Annotated in this window: 27 protein-coding genes; 10 read left to right on the top strand and 17 right to left on the bottom strand. The window is 41.3% G+C overall.

Annotation, left to right across the window (positions count from 1 at the left end; translation table 11 throughout):
* Positions 1 to 3: 3 nt before the first annotated feature.
* Positions 4 to 732, bottom strand: a complete 729-nt coding sequence (locus AABM38_RS02375) for a ZIP family metal transporter (RefSeq protein ID WP_423408960.1) — start codon at positions 730 to 732, stop codon at positions 4 to 6.
* A gap of 329 nt (positions 733 to 1,061) precedes the next feature.
* Between AABM38_RS02375 and AABM38_RS02380 the strand changes: the two genes are divergently transcribed.
* Entirely contained in the window at positions 1,062 to 1,706 is a 645-nt protein-coding gene (locus AABM38_RS02380; RefSeq protein WP_423408961.1) for a 2OG-Fe(II) oxygenase, read from the top strand.
* Between the two features lie 62 nt (positions 1,707 to 1,768).
* On the opposite strand, the gene AABM38_RS02385 is transcribed toward AABM38_RS02380, so the two are convergent.
* Entirely contained in the window at positions 1,769 to 2,287 is a 519-nt protein-coding gene (locus AABM38_RS02385) for a GNAT family N-acetyltransferase (protein ID WP_423408962.1), read from the bottom strand.
* Positions 2,288 to 2,311: 24 nt separating this feature from the next.
* The gene (locus AABM38_RS02390; RefSeq protein WP_423408963.1) at positions 2,312 to 2,764 is read right to left on the bottom strand and encodes a MarR family winged helix-turn-helix transcriptional regulator; all 453 of its coding nucleotides are present in this window, start codon (positions 2,762 to 2,764) and stop codon (positions 2,312 to 2,314) included.
* Positions 2,765 to 2,926: 162 nt separating this feature from the next.
* On the opposite strand from AABM38_RS02390, the gene AABM38_RS02395 reads away from it, so the two are divergent.
* Together AABM38_RS02395 and AABM38_RS02400 are read left to right on the top strand one after the other, a co-directional pair.
* Entirely contained in the window at positions 2,927 to 3,712 is a 786-nt protein-coding gene (locus AABM38_RS02395; protein WP_423408964.1) for an SDR family oxidoreductase, read from the top strand.
* A 482-nt stretch (positions 3,713 to 4,194) separates the two neighbouring features.
* Positions 4,195 to 4,599, top strand: coding sequence for a YkvA family protein (locus AABM38_RS02400; RefSeq protein WP_423408965.1), 405 nt, complete (start codon positions 4,195 to 4,197; stop codon positions 4,597 to 4,599).
* Between the two features lie 99 nt (positions 4,600 to 4,698).
* On the opposite strand, the gene AABM38_RS02405 is transcribed toward AABM38_RS02400, so the two are convergent.
* The 7 genes from AABM38_RS02405 to AABM38_RS02435 all read right to left on the bottom strand — a co-directional run bounded on the left by AABM38_RS02405 (position 4,699) and on the right by AABM38_RS02435 (position 8,775).
* Positions 4,699 to 5,172, bottom strand: a complete 474-nt coding sequence (locus AABM38_RS02405) for a DUF5662 family protein (RefSeq protein ID WP_423408966.1) — start codon at positions 5,170 to 5,172, stop codon at positions 4,699 to 4,701.
* A gap of 96 nt (positions 5,173 to 5,268) precedes the next feature.
* A complete protein-coding gene (locus AABM38_RS02410) occupies positions 5,269 to 6,003 on the bottom strand; it encodes an alpha/beta fold hydrolase (protein WP_423408967.1) in 735 nt (244 codons plus the stop codon).
* A gap of 164 nt (positions 6,004 to 6,167) precedes the next feature.
* Positions 6,168 to 6,842, bottom strand: a complete 675-nt coding sequence (locus tag AABM38_RS02415; RefSeq protein WP_423408968.1) for a DUF5694 domain-containing protein — start codon at positions 6,840 to 6,842, stop codon at positions 6,168 to 6,170.
* 236 nt (positions 6,843 to 7,078) lie between these two features.
* Positions 7,079 to 7,546: an SRPBCC family protein gene (locus AABM38_RS02420; protein WP_423408969.1), complete on the bottom strand. Its 468-nt coding sequence runs from the start codon at positions 7,544 to 7,546 to the stop codon at positions 7,079 to 7,081.
* Between the two features lie 105 nt (positions 7,547 to 7,651).
* The gene (locus AABM38_RS02425; RefSeq protein WP_423408970.1) at positions 7,652 to 8,074 is read right to left on the bottom strand and encodes a DUF1801 domain-containing protein; all 423 of its coding nucleotides are present in this window, start codon (positions 8,072 to 8,074) and stop codon (positions 7,652 to 7,654) included.
* A gap of 93 nt (positions 8,075 to 8,167) precedes the next feature.
* Positions 8,168 to 8,335, bottom strand: a complete 168-nt coding sequence (locus AABM38_RS02430; RefSeq protein ID WP_423408971.1) for a hypothetical protein — start codon at positions 8,333 to 8,335, stop codon at positions 8,168 to 8,170.
* A 287-nt stretch (positions 8,336 to 8,622) separates the two neighbouring features.
* Complete coding sequence (locus AABM38_RS02435) at positions 8,623 to 8,775, bottom strand: hypothetical protein (protein WP_423408972.1); 153 nt, start codon at positions 8,773 to 8,775, stop codon at positions 8,623 to 8,625.
* Positions 8,776 to 8,988: 213 nt separating this feature from the next.
* On the opposite strand from AABM38_RS02435, the gene AABM38_RS02440 reads away from it, so the two are divergent.
* Positions 8,989 to 9,504, top strand: a complete 516-nt coding sequence (locus tag AABM38_RS02440; protein WP_335376909.1) for a DoxX family protein — start codon at positions 8,989 to 8,991, stop codon at positions 9,502 to 9,504.
* A 226-nt stretch (positions 9,505 to 9,730) separates the two neighbouring features.
* The gene (locus tag AABM38_RS02445; protein ID WP_423408973.1) at positions 9,731 to 10,624 is read left to right on the top strand and encodes a GNAT family N-acetyltransferase; all 894 of its coding nucleotides are present in this window, start codon (positions 9,731 to 9,733) and stop codon (positions 10,622 to 10,624) included.
* 265 nt (positions 10,625 to 10,889) lie between these two features.
* Here the strand turns inward: AABM38_RS02445 and AABM38_RS02450 are convergent, their stop codons facing one another.
* The 3 genes from AABM38_RS02450 to AABM38_RS02460 all read right to left on the bottom strand — a co-directional run bounded on the left by AABM38_RS02450 (position 10,890) and on the right by AABM38_RS02460 (position 13,306).
* Positions 10,890 to 12,116: an NAD(P)/FAD-dependent oxidoreductase gene (locus AABM38_RS02450; RefSeq protein ID WP_423408974.1), complete on the bottom strand. Its 1,227-nt coding sequence runs from the start codon at positions 12,114 to 12,116 to the stop codon at positions 10,890 to 10,892.
* A gap of 221 nt (positions 12,117 to 12,337) precedes the next feature.
* Positions 12,338 to 12,730, bottom strand: coding sequence for a hypothetical protein (locus AABM38_RS02455; protein ID WP_423408975.1), 393 nt, complete (start codon positions 12,728 to 12,730; stop codon positions 12,338 to 12,340).
* Between the two features lie 120 nt (positions 12,731 to 12,850).
* The gene (locus AABM38_RS02460; RefSeq protein WP_423408976.1) at positions 12,851 to 13,306 is read right to left on the bottom strand and encodes a GNAT family N-acetyltransferase; all 456 of its coding nucleotides are present in this window, start codon (positions 13,304 to 13,306) and stop codon (positions 12,851 to 12,853) included.
* A gap of 339 nt (positions 13,307 to 13,645) precedes the next feature.
* On the opposite strand from AABM38_RS02460, the gene AABM38_RS02465 reads away from it, so the two are divergent.
* Positions 13,646 to 14,737 carry a flavin monoamine oxidase family protein gene (locus AABM38_RS02465; RefSeq protein ID WP_423408977.1) on the top strand — a complete coding sequence of 364 codons (1,092 nt, stop codon included), beginning with the start codon at positions 13,646 to 13,648 and terminating at the stop codon, positions 14,735 to 14,737.
* Positions 14,738 to 14,851: 114 nt separating this feature from the next.
* Here AABM38_RS02465 and AABM38_RS02470 read toward each other — a convergent pair whose 3' ends face one another.
* Complete coding sequence (locus tag AABM38_RS02470) at positions 14,852 to 15,748, bottom strand: carbohydrate kinase family protein (RefSeq protein WP_423408978.1); 897 nt, start codon at positions 15,746 to 15,748, stop codon at positions 14,852 to 14,854.
* A gap of 292 nt (positions 15,749 to 16,040) precedes the next feature.
* On the opposite strand from AABM38_RS02470, the gene AABM38_RS02475 reads away from it, so the two are divergent.
* The 4 genes from AABM38_RS02475 to AABM38_RS02490 are packed head-to-tail and all read left to right on the top strand — an operon-like array spanning position 16,041 to position 19,819.
* Complete coding sequence (locus tag AABM38_RS02475; RefSeq protein ID WP_423408979.1) at positions 16,041 to 17,144, top strand: ABC transporter ATP-binding protein; 1,104 nt, start codon at positions 16,041 to 16,043, stop codon at positions 17,142 to 17,144.
* The gene (locus AABM38_RS02480) at positions 17,141 to 17,944 is read left to right on the top strand and encodes an ABC transporter permease (RefSeq protein WP_423408980.1); all 804 of its coding nucleotides are present in this window, start codon (positions 17,141 to 17,143) and stop codon (positions 17,942 to 17,944) included. Before AABM38_RS02475 ends, AABM38_RS02480 begins: the two co-directional genes overlap by 4 nt.
* Position 17,945: 1 nt before the next feature.
* Positions 17,946 to 18,749, top strand: a complete 804-nt coding sequence (locus tag AABM38_RS02485) for an ABC transporter permease (protein ID WP_423408981.1) — start codon at positions 17,946 to 17,948, stop codon at positions 18,747 to 18,749.
* Positions 18,746 to 19,819 carry an ABC transporter substrate-binding protein gene (locus AABM38_RS02490; RefSeq protein WP_423408982.1) on the top strand — a complete coding sequence of 358 codons (1,074 nt, stop codon included), beginning with the start codon at positions 18,746 to 18,748 and terminating at the stop codon, positions 19,817 to 19,819. The genes AABM38_RS02485 and AABM38_RS02490 overlap by 4 nt, the downstream gene beginning before the upstream one ends.
* Before the next feature lie 286 nt (positions 19,820 to 20,105).
* Here AABM38_RS02490 and AABM38_RS02495 read toward each other — a convergent pair whose 3' ends face one another.
* From AABM38_RS02495 to hxlA, 3 genes are all read right to left on the bottom strand, one after another.
* Positions 20,106 to 20,825: a 3-ketoacyl-ACP reductase gene (locus AABM38_RS02495; RefSeq protein WP_423408983.1), complete on the bottom strand. Its 720-nt coding sequence runs from the start codon at positions 20,823 to 20,825 to the stop codon at positions 20,106 to 20,108.
* Between the two features lie 115 nt (positions 20,826 to 20,940).
* Positions 20,941 to 21,498, bottom strand: a complete 558-nt coding sequence (gene hxlB, locus AABM38_RS02500) for a 6-phospho-3-hexuloisomerase (RefSeq protein WP_423408984.1) — start codon at positions 21,496 to 21,498, stop codon at positions 20,941 to 20,943.
* A gap of 8 nt (positions 21,499 to 21,506) precedes the next feature.
* Positions 21,507 to 22,139: a 3-hexulose-6-phosphate synthase gene (gene hxlA, locus AABM38_RS02505; protein WP_423407781.1), complete on the bottom strand. Its 633-nt coding sequence runs from the start codon at positions 22,137 to 22,139 to the stop codon at positions 21,507 to 21,509.
* Positions 22,140 to 22,239 lie beyond the last annotated feature (100 nt).

The following is a 22,239-nucleotide window of genomic DNA, read 5'->3' on the forward strand; positions in this document are numbered from 1 at the left end:
TTTTTATGCAAAATGATTAAGAATGATGGATGCTAACAGGCCAAGGGCTGTGACAAGGCCTGTTATTGGTCCGCTTTCTTCGAAGGCTTCAGGCATCATCGTTGAAGCGATCATCGCGATGATACCTCCGCCAGCGAAGGCTGATATCCCGGCCATAAGAGCATCCGATGCGCCATCAAGGAAAAAGAATCCTGACCAAGAGGCAAAGGTGGAAATGGCCAGTACCGCTAACCACATGACCGTAATTTTTGTTTTGGAATAGCCGTTTTTCCTCATCCCAGCAGTACTAGAGAGACCCTCAGGGATATTACTGATAAAAATGGCGACTACGAGGAGGAAGCTCACCGTTTCCTGCTCAAGAAGGCTTGCGCCAATCATAATCGATTCTGGAACGGCATCGATGATTGTCCCAATGAATAAGGCAATTCCTGCACTCTCAGCAGCCTGTGTTCCTGATCTTTTTCGATGCGAAGCTCCCTTTTTGGAAACAATATAATCAAATATAGTAAAAACTGCAGCACCTGAAAGGAATCCAATAGCGGTGGAATTGATGCCGCCCGTACGCACAGCTTCACCTATAAGCTCATAAGAAGCCGCCCCAATCAGGACTCCTGTACCAAATGCCATAATAAAGCCAATCACTTTTTTAGGGAGTGAGAAAAACATAGCAACCAGGGACCCGAGCAAAACCGCCGACCCCGAAACCGCACCCCACATTGCTGCATGCCACATAGAAACGCTCCTTTCATATAAAAAATTACCCATTAATTTTTAGAGCAAACGTAATAAATGAATGCAGAGAATCCTGAGGAGAAACAAAGAGGAGATACACTTAGACTTTCCCAATAGAAAAGATATTATTTTCACCTGTGTAAAGAAAAAAATCTTTTTTTATGAAAATATATTAATAGAATTACAGGGTCTGCAGTTGTAAAATTAGTAGTAAACAATTTGAGATTCATTTTTAAAAAGGGGAAAAAGCGAAACCTTACTTATAAATTGACCGTTTTCAGGGTTAAAATTATCTAAAAATTCCTAAATTTAAAGAAAATAAGAGGTTGATGAAGTTGAAAATGGATGTTAAAGAACAAACAATTTTTAATCACTCGGGAAATAAAATCATGACCGAAGATAGAGAAATTAATATAATTGCCAGATTACATGAACCATTGATCGTGGTTTTAGGAAATGTTTTAAGCCATGAAGAATGCGATGAATTAATTAGGATGTCAAAAGATCGATTGCACCGTTCAAAGCTTGCGGATGGTTTGGAAGTAGATGAGCTCAGAACAAGCAGCTGTATGTTTTTCGAAGAAGGAGAAAATGATTTTGTTGCCAGGATTGAAAAAAGAGTATCACAAATCATGAATATCCCGGTTGAACATGGTGAAGGCCTGCAAATTTTAAATTATAAAATTGGCCAGGAATATAAAGCACATTATGACTTTTTTACATCAAAAAATAAGGTCGTAAGCAATCCTCGAATCAGTACGCTCGTCATGTACTTAAATGACGTAGAGGAAGGCGGGGAAACCTACTTCCCTAAACTGAATTTCTCCGTATCTCCACAAAAGGGTATGGCCGTGTATTTTGAATACTTCTATGACGACCAAACATTAAACGACCTTACTTTACATGGCGGAGCACCCGTGATCGTCGGAGATAAGTGGGCCGCCACACAATGGATGAGGCGAAAGAAAGTTTAGGAACATGGGGACGGTTCTCGCGTTCCTTTCTGGAACACGAGAACCGTCCCCACGTATTAAGTTTATAGGAGTGTTTTGGTCATGATTAAGTCTGTTTGTTCTTCGTCTCCCATATAGAAAGAGTGTGCCCCAGTTTGAACAAATCCCATATTCTTATAAAAAGCTATGGCATTTTCATTCTTTTCCCATACCCCTAACCAGATGGTCCTTTTATTCTCATTCACTGCTATTTCGATCGCTTTATTGATGAGATATTTGCCGAGCCCGTGTTTTTGAAATTTGCTCCTTATATAAACCCTTTCGATTTCAAGTGATTCATCGCCCATTTTTTCAGATTGAGCATCCCCGGTGTTGACCTTTAAATAGCCCGCGACTTCATCATTAAAAGAAACAAAATAGAATTGCGAAGAAATATTAGATATTTCTTTTTCCAACTGTTTTAAGTTAAAAGCCTTTTCCAAATAGGCATTCATATTTTCGGGTGTATTCTGTTCCTTAAATGTCTCATTAAATGTTTCATAACTAATTTCTTGAAGTTTGCATGAATCTTCAAGGGTACACTTATTAATATATATAGTCATTAAATTTGCCGCTCCTTTATAAAATCAATAATTTCTCTTGTTTCCTTTTTTAACTAATTGCCAATCCTTTTCAACGTTTTTTCTTACTCTGAGAAGGAGATTGAATATGGTTTCTGCTTCTTTTTCGGAAAACCCCTCTAATGCCACGATATTTGAATAATCATGCTCTTTTTTTATAAAAGGATATACATTTTCCCCTTTCTCAGTTGGAAAAAGCTTTTTAATTTTTTTGTTTTGTTGGTCTACTTTCTTTTCGATAAACCCATTCAATTCAAGTTTTTTTATAGCACGAGCTGCGGTTGTTCGATCTACTTTTATCATCTCAGCTAACTTTTCCTGAATGATTCCTGGATTTTCACAGATTCGCACAAGGTATAAATACTGACCTTTTGTAAGGTCATATTCTTTAAATTCTATATTACTGATAGAATCCAATGCCCTTGCAATCATTCCAATTTCAAGTAAAATTTCCTTCATAGGTAGCTCCTTTGTATATATTTTTGTTGCAAATGCAATAAAAATTAATATGTATATAATTTACCTTGTATTTGTTGTATTTGCAACAAAAGGGAATGGGTTTTAGGCTGACTTCTAATGGGAAGACAAGATAGATAGTTGAACCAATAGGAGGTATGCAAGATGAGTAAGACGATTTTTATCACAGGGGCTGGGAGTGGACTTGGCAGGGGTGCGGCTATTGGTCTTGCTAAGAATGGGCACAGTGTCATCGCGACGACGGAGCTGACTGCCCAGAAAACAGATTTGCTTCGTGAGGCAGATGAACTGGGCTTAGATATGGAAGTAGTCAAGCTTGATATTACGAACGAGCGGGATCGAGAGCAGATTGAAAAATATGATTTCGATGTGTTTGTGGCGAATGCTGCAATCAATGAAGGCGGACCGCTGGCGGAAGTGCCGATGGACCGCGTCCGTGCGCTATTCGAAGTTAATGTTTTCGCCACTCTGGAAACCGTGCAAATGGCTGCGCGAAAGCTTGTGGAAAAAGGCAGCGGAAAGATTGTCTTCATGAGTTCAATGGCAGGGATCTCGGCAACGCCATATGTCGGTCCATATACAGCGACTAAACATGCTATCGAAGGAATCGCCCAAACGATGAAGTCAGAGCTCGAGGGGTTTGGGGTTCAAGTAGCCACCATCAATCCTGGTGCGTATAATACAGGCTTCAACGACCGAGCCGCTGAGGAAAAATGGAAATGGTTCGACGAGTTCAAGCATTTTACCCGAAAAGAAGATATGAAAAAGCAGGAAGAGGGACTCGGAAATCAGTTTGATCCAGAGGATATGATTCAAAAAATGATCGAAATCATTCCGGCCGACCACCATAAATTCCGCACCGTTTACCCGGAGGAAACAGAAAATCAGCTGAAGAATACGGAGAAGGAACGATGGGGGATGGAGATTTGATACGCGGGGACGGTTCTCATGTTTCATTCTGAAACGTGAGAACCGTCCCTGTGTTCTATATCTAAAGCACGCGTATGTTTAAGTACATTTTTTCACCTGGTTATTTAGCTCTTTTCTTTTTCTTGTTCTTGGATTTTCTCTTTGACCTTGGTTTTAGCCAGAAAAGAGTACGGTCGTAATCTCTTTTCTTCAAGATGACGATCCAAATGAAAGCGAATAGTTCCCAAAGGGCTAGTAAAGCAAGATAGGAGAAGCAAATGTATGCTACCCATTTTAAAACAAATTCAATTGCATCACCCAGTTTATAACCCTCCTCAGAATCTTTCCTTAACATAACTGCACCGTTAGCGTAACAAGAAAAAGGGCTGCCACCGCAACCTAATTCAAATATCTTGCCCTCGTTATTGAATGAGCATTTATCCAAAAATGGTGCAACTCGCTCCTAGTTTACTTTATAATGATTTCTAACAAGGGGGAGTTAGATGGAACAAGAAAATATTTTAACAAAATTAAGAAACTATGCAAGAAAACTAAAACAAAATTTATTCGTTCTTTATTTATCATACAAAGATAACAGAGTGTCTTGGTACGCTAAATTAGTTGCTATTTGTGTAGTCGCTTATGCGTTTAGTCCTATCGATTTAATCCCTGACTTCATTCCTGTTATAGGTTATCTCGACGACCTAATTATTGTTCCGCTAGGCATTTCATTGGCATTAAAATTAATACCATCTTACATTATTGAGGAAAACAGAGAAAAGGCTGAAGAAATCAGGAAAAATGGTAAACCAAAAAACTGGTTTGTTGGCGTAATATTCATTCTGATTTGGATCTTACTTGCGGTTTGGGTAGGTAAATTATTATATGGAATATATTATTTAAAATAGTACCCTTAGCGACATTGACTTCACCGCTTTTATATCTTCAAACGAATTATTAGTTTTGTATTTGTAGCAACTTTTATCCCGGGAAAAATGTATTCACTATCATATGAGGTTACTTTTAGAGTCAGCCTTCCTTTTGTTCATCATAATAATTTCCAGTTCTTTTTTGGTGTCAGGATGCAGTATGATTTTATCAGAAAGGTCTAAAGTCGCTGCCTTTTTCTTCCTGCCCCAATTTCTTGAAAAGGACCGCCAATCACAAACCATTTCCAGTAAATACTTTCTTGGCATTGGTACTGCTAGCTTTTTATTCGGGTCAACAACCCAATACTCCCAGTGATGCTTATTTTTATGTTGGTGATTCAGCCACGCATATCTCCATCTTAATTCATCATCTTCACTTAGTTGTTTACTAGTAAAAAATTTCTTAGCATATGGAAAAAATTCTTTCGGGGAAAACTTTGATAAATCGTGGGTAAGTCCTTGAATGTATAATCCCTCTTTCCAACATTCAACTAGAACATTCATTTTATGGTTAAGTATGTATAGGACATTCTTCCAATAGGCTCTCAACATATAAATACCCACCCAATCTAATAAACTTTAATCTATATTCTGTGTGGATATTTACATTTCCTTCCTAAAATTAATAAGAGGTGTTGTTTTTCCCACTTACAGGAGGGGATCAGAGAAACTTTTAATAAAACTTCTGAGAGCTTCAGCTAATTCATTCTTTTTACTAAGCCAAATATAATGATCTGCCCCTTTAATTTCAATATATCTAGAGCCATTTATAAGGTTGTGAATTTGTTCAATTGACCAAGAAGGGCGAATATCATTTTGGGCATAAATAAACAATGTAGGTAAGTTCAGTTGTGTGATTTCTTTTAGGAGTAGTGGTTGTTTAATAAAAGATCTCCAAGAATCGATTAGCGAGCGGTGAACAATCTCATTTGCTTCAAACTCAAAATCTGGTTTCAATTCATCTATTAACAATTTTTTTTGATTATAGGCTGCCTTCCAATCTCTATCATTTTGGATACCAGTTCCCGAAATAGATACATATCCTAATATGGACTGGGGAAATAATAGGGAGTAAGCCAATCCTAAATCAGCTCCCCAAGAGTGTCCGATTACTATCCACTTTTTATATCCATACTCTTCACGAATGCTTTCGATGTCTTGAAGAGAAGATTCTAAATCGTACCCATATCCATCATAACTTGAACGACCGCAGCCTTTTGGGTCGAACATAATAACCTCACAATGATCCTCTATAAGAGAACAAACCGGTTCTAAATAATTACAAGAACCAGGTCCTCCACTTATTAAAATGACGGGAACACCCTGCCCACTTTTTTCAGTCCAGATCCTGGCATTTTCAACTTTAATGTACCTTTCAACCACAATACCACCCTATTTTATCTGAGTTTTATTATTGAATATTTAACCTATATGACTAAAAATCCTTTTTCAACTTGCCCCTATAAAAAAAGCCATTCCCCTTGTTAAAGAATAGCCCCCAGTTAGGTCAATAAGAAAGCAAGGTATTAAAAATAATGCGAAAGATGCTAACCTAAAAAATCACTGGCAACTTTCACATCAAAAAGTCCACTCTCTTTTAAAAATTGTAAAAGTAAATGGAGATGTCCAGCACCATATAAAACAAAAATTCGTTCTTTATTTGAATCAATTAAACTTACCAAGTTTTTATAAATTAGCATATTACGGTAATACCAATACTTTGCAGTCCACATTGCTCCAGCTGGGTTGCTTTTACTACCTACTAGAGCCAGTTTCAAATACATTTCTTGTCCTTTTAATACATTTTGTGTGTCATTAAGCCAAAGTAAGAATTCTCTTACCGAATGATTTTGTAAGAATGTATTTGATTGAAATATTAATTCCTGCCCGGTCTTTGTAAAAGCTTTGAACTCGTCTGTGTCTGCCCATTCACCTAAATCTGTTATATCGTTAAAGTCTTCTTGGCTTTTATTCCAATCCACTGCATAAACATGTTTAAGGTTGCATTCCTTTGCTAAACGGAATCCTATTTGATGGACCTCATTAAGGGGTAATGAATAATCACCATTTATATAAGAAAAAAAGTTCTCATTCAATGCCTCTTCTTTCTCTGGTAATACTTCTAATGCAACCTTTGTGTGTTCGTATTTTTTCAAACAGGTGATGACCTCGCTAATTTCGTTTTGCCTTGTTTTCGATAACATATCCTCTTTTTCAGTCATAAATAAATCACTGTTATTTTGTTCGGAAAAATGGTCAGTTCCAAGGATTAATATAGATGGCTTAATAATAAACACCGCCCTAAATGTATTACTTAATAGACTTCCTAATTAACTTCCACAAAAAGGGAGCGATATCCTTCATGAAGTTTTCTGTTCCGTTAACACAATAAAAACAGGGCAATCTCCATGATAGCCCTGTTTTTAGAATCTTTCTCCGGTAGTATAAATACAATCTTTTACCTATTCTCCATCATCTTCCGATCAAGAAGCTCAAGGATCATCTTCCAGGCTTCTTCATGCCCATTTTTCGACTCTTCATCTGGAAAGCCCTTATGGCTAAGGTTCAAAAGTGTACCGGTATGGCGAGGTTCCAGCTTAATAGTGAGGACAGTTTCTGCACCCTTTGTGCCGCCAGCACCCGTTAACCATGTAAGCTCAATCAGCTGATCTGGGACTAAGCGAAGGAACCTGCCATAATGAGGGTGGCGCTGAGCTTCACTTTGCCCATCGGGTTTAAAGACGGTTTCAAAGAAAAAGGCAGAGTTGACCTCCGGTTTCATGATCAGCGTCCCAGGAGCTGCGAACCATTGATCGAAATTCTCTGTCCACGCTCTATAAAGCACATCAGGCGCGTTTTCCATTAAACGTTCAACCTGCAAATTATTTGGCCTTGCAGAAAGGTCAGGTGTTGTAATAGGTTCCATAGATTAATCCTCCAATTCATTCACTTGAAGAACATGGGGACGGTTCTTGCGTTCCTTTCTGGAACACGAGAACCGTCCCTGTGTTCTGCCCTGTGTTCTGCCGATTCATTCATTTGGGTAGGTTTCTTTTAAAAATGCAACGGATTGGTTAATTAAAGCTTTTAACACTTCGGTATCAATGTCGGCTATCTTATTTATGTACACGCATGCTTTTCCGGTGGTATGTTTGCCAAAATTCTTTAGAAGCTCTTCTCGTTTCGTGTCACCAGTTGCAAAATACAGACTGATCTTGGCCTTGCGAGGGGAGAAGGCAGCCAGAGGAGCATCACCTTCGTGACCGGATTCATACTTATAATGATAGGATCCAAATCCAATAATGCTCGGACCCCACATTTTCGCTTTATAGCCTGTCGTTTCCGTAAAAATATCCAATAATTTATAGGCATCCTCCCGCTTTTTCGGATGATCGAGCATCTCAATGAACTCAAGCACACTACAGTCATTTTCCTTCGTTTTCAGCTCGTACATATTTGCTCCTTTCTTGAAGCAGAGGGACGTTTCTTTTGCTTCCATGTCTATTTGATTGATTCTTCTGTTTCCCTGACAATCACCCAGCTGCCATCAATAAGCTGCCAGTTCGCCTGCTTCTAAAAGCCCCGTGGTCACTCCGCCCACAGCTTTTTCCTTTGTGTGTGAAGTCGTTTTCGTATGCATCTCTACATTTCTAGCAAGGTCGAAGCACAAGTCGATCGGAGCTTGTATATATTGCTCATGTCTAATGAAAGGCATTTGCATTCTCCTTTAAAAATAGGAATCATAACTCTTTTCTCTGCTGCTGCCCTAAAATCCTTTTAACTTGTTTTGGGAACTTATGTAAAAAGGAACGGTAGAAGGCGATATAGAAGAAGATGGAGAAGAAGTAGTAATAACTCTATTCGGTTACACAGAGGATGGACGAACAGTCGTATCCATTGTGTTCAAGCATGAGGAATTTATCGAGATGGACGATAAGGAACATGGGGACGGTTCTCTTGTTCCAAAATTAAAAAGCTCGCCGTGAAAAGCGAGCTTTGGTTTTATTTATCCTGGTCCATCTTGCTGTTCTTTTTATCTGTAATCTCAATGTATTTAATCGTTTCTTTCTGAAGCTTTCGATAAGTGGCTGTAAGTACAGCTGCTCCGGCTGAAATCATTGATGCCAGCAACAGTTTCTTTTTCGTCTTATCCATGATCACCCTCCATTCTTTAAATGTTTATTTCCCTAATTTCACCCGCATGAAAAGCGACTGTGTTGATTTTTTTACACAAAATGGCCTCTGTCATAATTCGTTCAAAACATTTCAACAGAATTGTGAAATCATTCACAAAAACCCCTATTATCAAGATAAATTTGTTAAATTATAAGTGTAATAATAATAAATCATTTTTGGAGAGTGAAAATCATGGTTGCAAAATGGTTAAGGGAAAACAATATTGCTGCTGGCCTATTGACTGTATTAAGAGTTTGGCTTGGATATAACTGGATGCACGCTGGATGGGGCAAGCTGACCGGCGGTGGATTCGACGCTACTGGATTTTTGAAAAATGCGGTGGCCAATCCGGTGAAAGGTCCAGACGGTAACATGGTGTATAGCTGGTACGTATCTTTCCTTGAAAACTTTGCTTTGCCAAACATTGATCTTTTCAACTTCATTGTTCCAGTAGGCGAATTTCTGATTGGCCTTGGCTTGATCCTTGGCTGCTTAACAACTGCCGCCATGTTCTTCGGCTTAGTGATGAACTTCAGTTTCTTCCTTGCCGGAACTGTATCTCACAACCCAACTGACATCTTCTTAGGATTCATCATCCTGTTTGCTGGCTACAACGCTGGCCGCTATGGCTTAGACCGTTGGGTAGTGCCATTCCTTCGTAAAAATGTTTTCAAACGAGCAGGGGAACTGGCGCATAAAGCTGCATAACCAAAGTTAAATTCCCCTTTTATATAGACGGCTGCCGAGAAATCTCGGCAGCTGTTTTTTTATGGGCGTGGGGACATATCTTATGCTTCCATTTACTAATACATCCATACTTTTACGCTGAACAAAACTCATTAAAAGAAGCAAAGGTAACGCGAGAACCGTCCCCATGTTCCTGGAGGAGTTTTGGTTATCTGAATCGAATTAGAATAGGATGGGGGTGTGGGTTATGAAGAGGATTGAGAAGGCTTGGATAAAGCTTAAACAGAATATTGATTCTGAGGATTATGAGTTGATTCAGCAGCTTCAGGAGCGGTGTTTGGAACATGATAAGACCGCGCTAAAAGTGGAACTGGATTATAAGCTTGGTGTTGCTGGTGCACGGAGCGGTGTGCAAAGTATTAATGAATTCATGTATTTTGATGGAGAGCGGCTGATTGGCTACATAGGGATTTGCAGCTTTGGCGGCCCTTGGGAAGTGAATGGCATGGTCGATCCGGAATACAGGGGGCAGGGCGTTTTTACAAAGCTTTTTGAGCTCGTCCTGGCAGAAGCTAAACGAGTAGAAACAAAAGGGATGCTGTTATTAAGCGACCGCCTGTCGGATTCAGGACAGAAATTCATCGCTGCAACAGGTGCACGGTATAACCATTCGGAATATGAAATGTTTCTGAAAGGGGAGGCGAGCCAGCAGCAGCCAGGCCTCTCGTTTCGAAAAGCGACCAATGCGGACGCAAAGGAAATTGCGCGCCAGAACGCGATTTATTTTAACGATGAGCGAGAAGAAGAGGTAAAACCTGAGGACATGATCATGCCTGAAGAGGAAGAAAAGCGGGGGATGACGTGTTATCTTGTTGAAAAAGACGGAGAAATCATCGGGAAAGTGAACCTGCAGCTGACATCCAAGCTTGGTGCCATTTTCGGTCTCGGCGTCTTGCCGGAGCACCGCCGCAAAGGATATGGAAGATCTCTACTTCTAATGGCGATTGAAAAGCTAAAGGAAGCAAACGCAAAGGACATCATGCTCCAGGTGGCGGCAGAAAACGAAAATGCCCTCAATCTCTACAAGTCCTGCGGCTTTGAAGAAACGTCTACGATGGATTATTATTTTTTACAGAATTAAGATGGGGACGTACCTTATGCTTCCATTTTCTTTATAGAAGCATGGGGACGTACCTTAAGCTTCCATTATTTATTGGGCGATAGCTTTCTGTTGAAGTTACCAAGAAAAAGAAGCGGTAAGAGGTTGAAGACTTTAGGTACTGCGTGCAGCAGCGGTACATTTGGCGATCCCTTCGTCATGAGGGTTTTGTCGTAAAAGAGGCTTTCAACAGGGAAAACAAAACCACTCGTGATCCTCACGAGTGGTTTTTTAGGCGCTCTTATCGCTATTTCTTTTCCGCAAGTGGCCTGTCCTGTAAATATAGCTCCAGATCCGGGCTGTTACCTTTTATTATATCCTCCGCAATGATTTTCGCCAGCATTTGGCTGTATACAGTGCCGTTGTCGCCAAACGCCAAGAGGAAATAGCTGTTCGGATATTCGTCATAAATCCCAATGATCGGAAGGCCGTCCGTCGTCCCACCGTAAAAAGCGGCTAAAGCATACTCCGGTTCAAATTTGATAGAAGGGAACATCTTGTTAAACTCTTCGACCAGCTTATTTCTCTTGTGAATCAGTTTACTGTCCCGGTCTTCGGGATAATTGGTATTGTCGTCCAGTCCGCCAATAATGATGCGGTTATCAGCAGTTGTCCGTAAATATAAATAGGGTCTGGCAGTTTCCCATAAAAGCGTGCGATTGTACCAGGATGATAGGTCGTCCACAGGCTTTGACGTTATGGTATACGTACTGACAAAAGAAACGAGCTTTTCCTTTCTGATGTCTATTCCCTCATAGCCGGCGGCAAAAATAACCCGGCCTGCAGAGATGGAGTGGTCCCCTTTAGTAGAAACAATCATTCGTTTTGTTTGTGAATCATAATGATGACCATTCATTTCGGTGTTTTCAAACACCTGGATCCCCTTGCTTGCTGCATGGTCCATTAACGCATGAGTAAACTTGAAAGGGTTCAGCTCGGCGTCATCATAGGAATAGATAGCCGCATCCCTGCTGAAGGGATATTTCTCCTCAATCTCTTCTTTTAGTAGAAAATCCACGTTCAAGCCTTGCTGCTTTAAATAGTCATATTCTTTTTTTAGCTTATCGATATCCTCACTGCAGCTTGCAGAATAAAGCGAATCTCTTCTGGAAAATTCACTAGGTATGGCAGCCGCCTTGGATGCTGCTTCTATTTCATTGATCGCTTCCTGCAGCAGCTGTAAATGCCTTGAAATATACTCTTTGCCAAAGGAGTTGATCAGGTTTGTGAACATTTTCTCCCCAGAATACTGAATGAGTGCTGTATTCGTACTCGTGCTGCCGCTCCCAATCTTCCCTTTCTCGATGACAGCCACTTTTAAGCCACAGTCCGCAAGATAATAAGCACATTGCGCAGCTGAACTGCCTCCTCCAACAATCAAAACATCACAGTCAAGATCCCCCTCTAAATGGGGATAGGAGGGAGGAGAAGGGAATGTTGCAGGCCAATAATACGTACCAGACATAATATCCATGTGTTTCCCCCAAATTATCAAAAAGAATAGTGATATTATTTCCTTTCTTTAGAAAGACATTCAGGGGTTTTGTTGGGGACGGAAGCACGGGGACGTATCCGATGCTTCCATTTGGGTTGAACGATTTGTTTTCCTTTTACTCTAAATTTTCATGTGAGTTCAATGCTTTAAATCCTGACCAGTATGAATCCAGGAGAAAGAAGCAAAGGGTACGTCCCTTGCTATGGAATTGAAGTTATGTTCAAAGATGAGCCTGTTACTTCATTTTCTCCTAATGCTTGCACCTCTAGATGATCTTGTAAATGCCCTGGAATCTTCCAGGTTAATGAGAAATAGTCATCCCCATCATCTTTAATGTCATAGCCAATAAGCTTTCTTTCATTCCATTGTTGAGTCCCGGTTGGAATGATCCAAAATAAGACCGTTTCTGTGTTCTTTGCTTCAACATATATGGTAATCTCGTCTGTACCTTGGGGGACAGAAACCCAATTGTCCATTTCGATAATGCTCGTATAAAATTTTTCGATTTTAGGCGACGGAGGAATATACTCCTGTTGGTCTTTAATAGGAAGATTCATTGCTAAGTTCATAGCAAATAAGGTTTTTAAAAACATGAAAGCCACCTCAGAACTAGCGTCTCCAAATATAGCTAGGTTATGAAGTGTACATGAGGTTCTGGTGTTTAATTTTTAGAGAAGAATCATGAACGTGAGAACCGTCCCCATGTTTATGTTTTATAATTCTTTGGTCATGAAAAGACTATTTGGGTCTTCTGCATAGTCGCCAAAAGGAGGGCAGTAGTGGAAGCCGTATTTTTCATAGAGCTTCCTTGCGGGTGTGAATGCCTCCATTGAGCCAGTTTCGAGGCTAAGTCTCGTATAGCCGCGCCGCTCGGCTTCTTTGATGATGTGTTCGAGCATTCTTTGTGCGACGCCTTTTCGGAGGTGGGCAGAGGCCGTCCTCATGGATTTGAGTTCTCCATGGTGACGGTCAAGCTCCTTCAAGGCACCGCAACCCATCAGCTGTTCTCCGTTCCATGCTGTCCAGAAAGTAATTTCGGGTCTTTTCAGCTTCTCGAGACCGAGGGCATGAATGCTCTCCGGGGGTGAGTGGAGCGTCATTCCATGCAGGTGTTCGTTAATGAGGGAAATGACTTCAGGTTTTGTCAGGTCATCAATATTAATATCCATATGATTCTCCGTTTCGTATCGATTATGTTGAACCAGTAAATTATCAATATCATAACCTTTTTATTGGAAGGTAGACAATGAGTTTTTGGATGAGTTTCTGCATGAAAAGGTAATCTTCAAGGAAAGGTTGTTGTTAGTCTTTTCAGGCATAATCGCCATTCATGCGCAATTGCTGTTTTGTGATGATGAGTTCCATTACAATTGAAGTGGGTGTTCCTTTAGTTAACGTCAGGGAGAATGGAGCACGGGGACGTATCTTGTTTTTTCAATTAAACCTTATATATTATTAAGAGAAGCAAAGGGTACGTCCCTTTGCTTCGGCTCGAAGGAGGAAAGAAAATGGACAATCCTGTAGTCATTGTTGGTGCTGGTTTGAGTGGCCTTCGGGCTGCGTCTCTACTTAGTGCACAGGGTATTAAATGTATGGTTCTAGAAGCTAGAGATAGGATTGGCGGTAGGGTCTTGAGTACTTCCGAGCCAGACAGACCTGACCTTGGCAAATTTGATCTTGGGCCGACATGGTTCTGGCCACAGTATGAGAGGGCTATTACTAAACTTGTTAAAGAATTGAATTTAGGAACTTTCGTTCAGTACAACAAAGGGGCAATGCTTTCAGAACGATCCGAAAATGAAGCACCCGAGCGTTATGTAATACCAGAAAATTCTGTTGAAAAATCGTTTCGTCTCATAGGAGGTATACAGTCCCTAATTGATGCTGTAGCAAATACGATTCCTTCAGGGATAGTTGAGCTAAAAACGCGAGTTACAGCCATTCGACTGGATGAAGCCGGTGCGGTCACGGTTGAAGCAGACCTTGCTGATGGAAAGAGAAAAATAATTTCGGCCAGTGCAGTTATCCTAGCATTGCCGCCTCGAATTGTTGCGCGTCATATTGAATTCTCTCCTTCTCTCCCTCCTAATATTATGACTGATCTGTTAAGCAAACCTACTTGGATGGCAGGACAGGCCAAGGCAGTTGCAATTTATGATCGTCCCTTTTGGAGGGAATCAGGACTTTCTGGATTCGTAACGAGCTGGGTTGGCCCCTTACAAGAAATCCATGATGCTTCTCCTGAAACAGGATCTGGTGCCTTATTTGGTTTCTTCGGAATGCCAGCGAAAACGCGGCAAGAACTGGGGGAGGGTGAAATTTCAAATTTGATCATTGATCAATTGGTTAGGCTCTTTGGAACCTCCGCCCGAAACGTAAGGGCTGTCCTATACAAGGATTGGTCCAGAGATTCCGAAACAGCTGTTGAGGAAGACCTGGATCCGCTAAGAGATTTTCCGAGTTATGGACAACCACCCAAAGCAGGAATATGGGAAAAGAAAATCATTTTTGCTGGTACAGAGACTAATTCACAATATGGGGGACATCTTGAAGGTGCACTCTTGTCCGCTGAACAGGCAGTTTTTAAAATCACTAATTAGCATGGGGACGTACCTTGTGCTTCCGTTTCGTTTTTTTTAGGCCAATCCTTATCGGCTGACCAAAAGAAGAATGAAAAGAAGCAAAGGGTACGTCCCTTTGCTTCCGCTTTGCTTCTATAATGATCCAAATTTTGTGGCGGATATAGCACCGGCTTCATTGGCAAATTGGGTATATTCCGTTAATTGAGCTTCGTTTGCAGGGATCCCCTTGTCATGGAAGCAGGATAGAAGGGTGGCCATAAAAGCGTCTCCTGCCCCTGTGGTATCAACCGTCTTAACAGGAATTCCGGGAACCTGGACCGTCAGATTTTGATGAACGGCGCACGCTCCGTCCTTACCTTTTGTGATAAAAAGGAATGGGATCTCCAGTTTCGCTATCTGCTCCAAGCCTTGATCGAGGGTTTCTGTTTCAGTTAAAAATAGCAATTCATCTTCGGCCATTTTTACGATATCTGATTTTCTAACATAGGATAAAATTGTTTCTCTGCACTGGTTCTCGTTTTCCCACCGTTTCAGCCGGATATTCGTATCAAAGGCTATTCTTAAATTTGCTTCGTTGGCATAAAGAAGAGCCTGGTCGGTTGTTTTTCTGGCGACGGAGTGGAATAGAGTGCCGGACCCAAAATAAAAAATCTTGCTGTTCATAAACGGCTTTTTATCAAGCTCATCCGCGGTAATCCACTCATCAGGAGTTTCGTTTACGTACGAATGGAAATACCGTTCGCCTAGCTGATTTAAGTGAATATAAACCGAGCAGATTCTCTTATTTAAATGATAGGAACAAAAGGAAAGATCCACATTTTCATTCATTAATCTTTCCGCTACAAACCCACTTGTTTCATCCTTCCCCAATTTGCATAAATAATAGGAAGGAATGCCACGTCTCCTGACTCCCACTGCCACATTAACAGTAGCTCCACCTAATAATCGCTGATACTGTGTATTGGATGGATCTGCTGCAATAAAGTCTACTATTGCTTCCCCCAGTGATGTAATCCCCTGCTTTTTCAATATGGCGCACCTTCCATCAAATATCTATTTTACAAATATATTAACAGCCATTTTAGTAGTTTGGGAAGCATGGGGACGTTTCTTTTGCTTCCGTTAATTCCAAGCTAAAAGTCTATAAAGTGAAGCACTGGGTACGTCCCTTTGCTTCACGAAAAAAACCACCGGGAGCGTCCCTTTGCTTCAAGGTGTAGAACATTGTTTTTTTTGCCCCCTGCTGTATAATTATTCCTTGTGATCCTGCATTTATTTACCTATTTATCGTAATAAAGCATAGATACAAAGGAGGTTCGAAATGAATAACTCTACGATTATTCAATTTAAAAATGTTACAAAGCAATATGACAATGACCACCCTGTGCTGGATGATGTCAGCTTTGAGATTGAGCGAGGGAAATTCTATACACTGCTGGGTCCTTCGGGCTGTGGTAAAACTACGATTCTAAGATTAATAGCCGGTTTTACCGAAGCGACGTCAGGTGACATCCTTTTTAATGATAAAAGAATCAATGACCTGCCTGCGAACAAGCGCCAGGTGAATACCGTTTTCCAGGATTACGCTCTGTTTCCTCATCTAAATGTATTTGAAAATGTCGCGTTCGGTCTGCGCATCAAGAAAATGAAGAACGCGGACATCGAGGCGAAGGTAAAAGAAGCTCTTCAGTTCGTCAATCTATCTGGCTATGAAACTAGGGAAATCCGTGAAATGTCGGGCGGCCAGCGACAGCGTGTTGCGATTGCGCGTGCGATTGTCAACGAGCCGGAGGTCATCCTGCTTGATGAACCTTTGTCAGCCCTCGACCTGAAGCTGCGCACCGAGATGCAGTATGAACTACGCGAGCTGCAGCGCCGTCTTGGCATCACGTTCATTTTCGTCACGCATGATCAGGAGGAAGCTCTTGCAATGTCCGACGAAATTTTCGTCATCAACAAAGGGAAGATCATGCAGAGCGGCAGCCCGACAGATATTTATGATGAGCCAATCAACCGTTTTGTTGCGGACTTTATCGGTGAATCCAATATCGTCAAAGGAACGATGATCAAAGACCATCTTGTAGAATTCACGGGCAAGCGTTTCGAGTGTGTCGACAAGGGCTTGAACCCGAATGAGCCGGTGGAAATCGTCATTCGTCCTGAGGATCTTGAAATCACAACGGTTGAGAACGGCAAGCTTCAGGTAAAAGTCGATTCACAGCTGTTCCGCGGCGTTCACTATGAGCTGAGCTGCTATGACGAGGAAGGCAATGAGTGGCTCGTCCATTCGACGAAAAAAGCAGGAGTTGGTGACCAGATTGGTCTTTATTTTGACCCAGAGGCGATCCACGTCATGCGCCTCGGCGAAACGGAAGAGGAATTCGATGCCCGCTTAGAAGCATATGAGGATGGAGAAGTGAAATGAACACGAGACTGACACGTTCATGGTACACGCTTCCTTATACGCTCTGGATGGTTTTCTTCGTCATCGCCCCGATTGTGCTCGTCGTCTACTATTCATTCCTGAATATCGACGGCCAATTTTCGCTCGTGAACTACCAGAAATTCTTCACGCCGGTCTATTTAAAAATGACCCTGAGCTCGTTCTGGTACGCATTTTTGATTACATTTTTCTCATTCCTGGTTGCCTATCCAACCGCCTATATTTTAACAAAAACGAAGCACAAGCAGCTTTGGCTCTTGCTGATCATCGTTCCATCCTGGATCAACCTTTTGTTAAAAGCGTACGCCTTCCTTGGCATATTTGGAACGTATGGCATCAGCAATCAATTATTAGAAGCGATCGGGATTGGCACGCAGCAAATCCTGTTCACCGATTTCAGCTTTATTTTCGTGTCGGTCTATATCTTTATCCCATTCATGATTTTGCCGATTTTCAACTCATTGAATGAAATGAATCCGACCGTGATCGATGCCGCTAATGATTTAGGTGCGTCAAAATGGACGACGTTTACCCGTGTTATTTTTCCGCTGACAATCGAAGGGGTAAAATCAGGCATCCAGGTCACGTTCATTCCAGCATTGTCACTGTTCATGCTGACGCGTCTGATTGCCGGAAACCGGGTAATCACGCTCGGTACAGCGATTGAGCAGCATTTCCTCGTCACGCAGGACTGGGGAATGGGCGCAACCATTGCAGTATTCTTAATTATCATTATGTTCGCCATCATGGCAGTAACAGGCAACCGAAAGAGAGGTGTGTAAGGTGGAGAGAAAAACGTCCAAGCTAGCCAATGTATTTTTACTCATCGTTTTCTTCATTCTATATGCACCGATCTTTTTCCTGATTTTTTATTCGTTCAACAGCGGGGGAACGATGTACAACTTTGAAAGCTTCACGCTTGATTGGTACAAGGAATTGTTTTCGGATGTGCGCTTGTTCATCATCGTGCTGAATACACTTGTCGTTGCGCTGCTGTCCGCGCTGTTTGCGACCATTATCGGTGTCATTGGTGCGCTTGGCATCCATGCGGTAAAAAGACAATCGACCCGCAACACATTGCTTTCATTAAATAACGTGCTGATCGTCAGCCCGGACGTCATCATCGGGGCATCGTTCCTGATTTTGTTCACGATTTCCGGCTACAAGCTTGGATTCTATTCGGTATTGCTATCCCATATCGCTTTTAGCGTGCCGATCGTCGTGCTGATGGTGCTGCCGAAGCTATCGGAAATGAGCTCATCATTAGTTGATGCAGCAAGGGACTTAGGGGCAAGCAGCTGGGATGTGCTGACGAAAGTCATTCTGCCGTTCATCTCGCCAGGAATCATGGCTGGGTTCTTTATGGCTTTGACCTACTCACTGGACGATTTTGCTGTGACATTCTTCGTGACAGGCAACGGCTTCAGCACATTGTCAGTCGAAATCTACTCCCTGGCACGCCGAGGAGTTTCATTGAACATTAACGCCCTATCGGCACTGTTGTTCTTATTCACGATCATCCTTGTCGTGGTCTACTACTTTATCACTCAGCGCCAGAAGCTGAACGCAGTGGGGGTGAAGAAATGAAGCAATTAGTGCGCGAATTCATTGCCATCACACTTGTTTCTGTCCTGTTATTAGTGGCCATTTCGAAATTGAATGACACGCAGGGATACTCAGGCGGCAATACTTTGACCATCTACAACTGGGGCGATTACATCGATCCAGACCTGATCAAACGCTTTGAAAAAGAAACCGGCATCAGCGTCGTGTACGAAACATTCGATTCCAACGAAGCGATGATGACAAAGGTCAAGCAGGGCGGAACATCCTACGATATCGCTGTTCCATCCGAGTACATGATTGAAAAAATGCGCGAAGAAGACCTGCTGATTCCAATCGATCATTCGAAACTGCCAAATCTGAAAAACATCGACGAGCGCTTCATGGATTTGCCATTCGATCCCGAAAACAAATACTCGATTCCTTATTTCTGGGGAACGGTTGGAATTGTCTACAATCCTGAAATGCTGGACGGGAAGGAATTCACTAGCTGGGATGATCTCTGGGATCCTGAGCTTAAAAATGAAATCCTGCTAGTCGATGGTGCCCGTGAAGTCATGGGAATGGGGCTGAACAGCCTAGGCTATTCTTTGAACGACACCAACAAAGAACATTTGCGAGAAGCTAAGAAGAAATTAGATAGTCTCACTCCAAATATTAAAGCAATCGTCGGCGATGAAATCAAAATCCTGCTCGCCAACGAAGAAGCACCAATCGGACTCGTCTGGTCCGGCGACGCGGCTGATATTATGTCTGAGAACGAAAACCTGGATTACGTTGTGCCGGAAGAAGGATCTAACCTCTGGTTTGATAATATGGTTATTCCGAAGACAGCCAAGAACGTCGAAGGAGCACATAAATTCATTAACTTCATGCTCGATGCTGAAGTCGCCGCCCAGAACACAGAGTGGGTAAGCTACTCGACGCCGAACAAAGCAGCGCTTGAGTTTATGCCGGAAGAGATGGTAACGGATGAGCGGTTTTATCCTTCGGCTGAGCTGACCGAGAAGTTGGAGGTTTATGAGAATTTGGGGCAGGCAAACTTAGGTTATTATAATGAGCTGTTTTTGGAGTTTAAGATGCATAGGAAATGATGGATGGCCCCAATGATGTTGGGGCTTTTTGTTTTTCCCCTAAATTACTGAAAGTGCTTCTTAATACTATGTTTCCGCAAACGACCTATGTTGAGTGTGTGGCGAAGATTGTTCTTGCATAATATGGGAGCCTTATCCATTCGTGGATAAGGCTCTTTTTGTAGCGATAATTTCACTAATTGAAGTAGTATTTCGGTTCTCGAGTGATACGCAGGAACCGTCCCCATGTTTCATTAGAGTAATTTGTACGAACTAATGAAGCAGACCCAACTGGATCTGCTTCGTTTTATGATGGATTTGTTGACCATAATCCAGCTGTTTTAACGAATACTCTTGGATTGAATTTTAAACTAGCCACGACTAATTCTGCAAGGTCTTCTGGGTGCATCACGTTTTCTTCATTGCCTTTAACAAGATTTGTATCAATGGCTAAATCTGTAACGACCGTACTTGGTGTTAAAGCAGTAACACGGACATTATGTTTTCTTACTTCTAGCATAAGTGATTCTGTTAGCCCTAAAACAGCGAATTTAGAAGCACTGTAAGCACTTGTAACAGGAGCACCTTTTTGGCCAGCAGATGAAGAGATATTGATAATATCACCTGATTTTCTCTCAATCATACCTGGTAACACTGCTCTTGTTACATTATACACGCCCATTAAATTAACTTGGATGATTTTTTCCCATTCTTCAGGTGTTAGGTCAAGGAAGCCACCAAATTTCGCAACACCTGCATTGTTGATTAGGATATCGATTGGACCTAAGTCAGATGTGATATGTTCAACTGCATGTGTAACGGATTCAAGATCGGTCACATCTGCTGTTGCAGCAGAAACCTTTACATCATATTGTGCAAGTTCAGAAGCAACCTTTTCAAGATTAGACATATTTAAGCCAATTAGTCCTAAATGAACGCCTTCTTTTGCTAAGGCGATAGCAGTAGCACGTCCAATGCCTCTTCCTGCGCCAGTAACTATTGCAGTTTTTCCATTTAAAGAAATCATTTTATCACTCCTTAAATTATTACAAATTAAAGTAGTTCATACTAATAGAAAGACCGCAATCTTGTATGGAAACAGCTTGCGGTCTTTCCTATTTAGAACTCGAGGAATAATCTATTTATTCTAAGTTAGCGTGTCTACCGTACATTTTATTGGTATCCAAACCTTTTTTCTCCATGAACCGAAGAATCACAGCGTCGTAAAATAGTAAAAGTGTTTGCTCAAATAATGAGCCCATTGGTTGAATCGTCTTAAAATCACTCTCCGACTGATTTTTAGGTGAGCCAGGCAACTTAATTGTGATATCCGCTAATTGTCCAATAGTGGACTCAGGGAAAATGGTTACAGCTGCAATCGTCCCACCGATGCTTTTTGCTTTCTCAGCCATGGAAACTAAACCTTTTGTTTCTCCTGAACCTGATCCAATGATTAAGATGTCATCTTTTTCAAAGTTTGGAGTTACTGTTTCGCCAATCACATAGGCATCTATCCCCATGTGCATCATTCGCATGGCGAATGATTTGGCCATAAATCCAGATCTACCTGCGCCTGCAACAAAGATTTTTTTTGATTCAAGAATCCCATTAACTAATTTTTCAGCTTCATCATTCGAAATTAAATCTACGGAGCGATTTAACTCTTTTATGATTTCAGCTAGGTATTGAGTTGTATTCACGATCTGAATTACCCTTGATTAATCATTTGTTGCATTTTGGCAGCAGCAGCTTTTTTATCAGCTTGTCCAGTTATCCCGCCACCTACAATGACAAGGTCTGGTTGTACTTTGATGACTTCTGGAAGTGTGTCTAACTTAATACCACCTGCGATTGCAGTTTTAGCATTTTTTACAACACCTTTGATGGTTTGTAAATCTTCAAAAGAGTTCTTTCCAACTGCTTGAAGATCATAGCCAGTATGCACACAAATATAATCAACACCCATTGCGTCCACTTCTTTTGCACGTCCAGCAAGATCTTTTACAGCAATCATATCAACAAGGATTTTTTTACCTTGTTTTTTCGCTTCTTCAACAGCACCTTTAATAGACATATCTTCAGCAGTTCCAAGAATTGTAATGATATCTGCACCTGCTTCAGAAGCTTTCATTACTTCATAACCAGCTGCATCCATGATTTTTAGGTCTGCTAATACCTTTAAGTTAGGGAATGCTTTTTTAACTGCCTTTACAGCATGAAGACCTTCGTTAATTACAACCGGTGTACCGATTTCAACGATATCAATATGTTCCTCTACTTCTTTTACCAGTTCAATTGCTTCTGGGATATTGACTAAATCTAATGCTAATTGTAATTCCATCTATATTCACTCCTATAATTTTTTTTGTTGTACAGTGATAATGTCTCCAAAGGGTAATAATACTTTTAAAGTAATATTATCCTTATAGTGCATTATCTTT

Source organism: Heyndrickxia sp. MSNUG (assembly GCF_049532715.1).
In the GTDB taxonomy this organism is placed as follows: domain Bacteria; phylum Bacillota; class Bacilli; order Bacillales; family Cytobacillaceae; genus Mesobacillus.

What these genes read in the sequence shown, in the direction of transcription:
- hxlA (WP_423407781.1), bottom strand. Translation starts at nt 22,139, where the DNA reads ATGGAATTACAATTAGCATTAGATTTAGTCAATATCCCAGAAGCAATT.
- AABM38_RS02385 (WP_423408962.1), bottom strand. Translation starts at nt 2,287, where the DNA reads ATGACTATATATATTAATAAGTGTACCCTTGAAGATTCATGCAAACTT.
- AABM38_RS02480 (WP_423408980.1), top strand. Translation starts at nt 17,141, where the DNA reads ATGAACACGAGACTGACACGTTCATGGTACACGCTTCCTTATACGCTC.
- AABM38_RS02490 (WP_423408982.1), top strand. Translation starts at nt 18,746, where the DNA reads ATGAAGCAATTAGTGCGCGAATTCATTGCCATCACACTTGTTTCTGTC.
- AABM38_RS02440 (WP_335376909.1), top strand. Translation starts at nt 8,989, where the DNA reads ATGGTTGCAAAATGGTTAAGGGAAAACAATATTGCTGCTGGCCTATTG.
- AABM38_RS02390 (WP_423408963.1), bottom strand. Translation starts at nt 2,764, where the DNA reads ATGAAGGAAATTTTACTTGAAATTGGAATGATTGCAAGGGCATTGGAT.
- AABM38_RS02460 (WP_423408976.1), bottom strand. Translation starts at nt 13,306, where the DNA reads ATGGATATTAATATTGATGACCTGACAAAACCTGAAGTCATTTCCCTC.
- AABM38_RS02475 (WP_423408979.1), top strand. Translation starts at nt 16,041, where the DNA reads ATGAATAACTCTACGATTATTCAATTTAAAAATGTTACAAAGCAATAT.
- AABM38_RS02400 (WP_423408965.1), top strand. Translation starts at nt 4,195, where the DNA reads ATGGAACAAGAAAATATTTTAACAAAATTAAGAAACTATGCAAGAAAA.
- AABM38_RS02435 (WP_423408972.1), bottom strand. Translation starts at nt 8,775, where the DNA reads ATGGATAAGACGAAAAAGAAACTGTTGCTGGCATCAATGATTTCAGCC.
- AABM38_RS02450 (WP_423408974.1), bottom strand. Translation starts at nt 12,116, where the DNA reads ATGGATATTATGTCTGGTACGTATTATTGGCCTGCAACATTCCCTTCT.
- AABM38_RS02415 (WP_423408968.1), bottom strand. Translation starts at nt 6,842, where the DNA reads ATGACTGAAAAAGAGGATATGTTATCGAAAACAAGGCAAAACGAAATT.
- AABM38_RS02455 (WP_423408975.1), bottom strand. Translation starts at nt 12,730, where the DNA reads ATGTTTTTAAAAACCTTATTTGCTATGAACTTAGCAATGAATCTTCCT.
- AABM38_RS02445 (WP_423408973.1), top strand. Translation starts at nt 9,731, where the DNA reads ATGAAGAGGATTGAGAAGGCTTGGATAAAGCTTAAACAGAATATTGAT.
- AABM38_RS02380 (WP_423408961.1), top strand. Translation starts at nt 1,062, where the DNA reads ATGAAGTTGAAAATGGATGTTAAAGAACAAACAATTTTTAATCACTCG.
- AABM38_RS02405 (WP_423408966.1), bottom strand. Translation starts at nt 5,172, where the DNA reads ATGTTGAGAGCCTATTGGAAGAATGTCCTATACATACTTAACCATAAA.
- AABM38_RS02465 (WP_423408977.1), top strand. Translation starts at nt 13,646, where the DNA reads ATGGACAATCCTGTAGTCATTGTTGGTGCTGGTTTGAGTGGCCTTCGG.
- AABM38_RS02430 (WP_423408971.1), bottom strand. Translation starts at nt 8,335, where the DNA reads ATGCCTTTCATTAGACATGAGCAATATATACAAGCTCCGATCGACTTG.
- AABM38_RS02425 (WP_423408970.1), bottom strand. Translation starts at nt 8,074, where the DNA reads ATGTACGAGCTGAAAACGAAGGAAAATGACTGTAGTGTGCTTGAGTTC.
- AABM38_RS02375 (WP_423408960.1), bottom strand. Translation starts at nt 732, where the DNA reads ATGTGGCATGCAGCAATGTGGGGTGCGGTTTCGGGGTCGGCGGTTTTG.
- AABM38_RS02420 (WP_423408969.1), bottom strand. Translation starts at nt 7,546, where the DNA reads ATGGAACCTATTACAACACCTGACCTTTCTGCAAGGCCAAATAATTTG.
- AABM38_RS02395 (WP_423408964.1), top strand. Translation starts at nt 2,927, where the DNA reads ATGAGTAAGACGATTTTTATCACAGGGGCTGGGAGTGGACTTGGCAGG.
- AABM38_RS02495 (WP_423408983.1), bottom strand. Translation starts at nt 20,825, where the DNA reads ATGATTTCTTTAAATGGAAAAACTGCAATAGTTACTGGCGCAGGAAGA.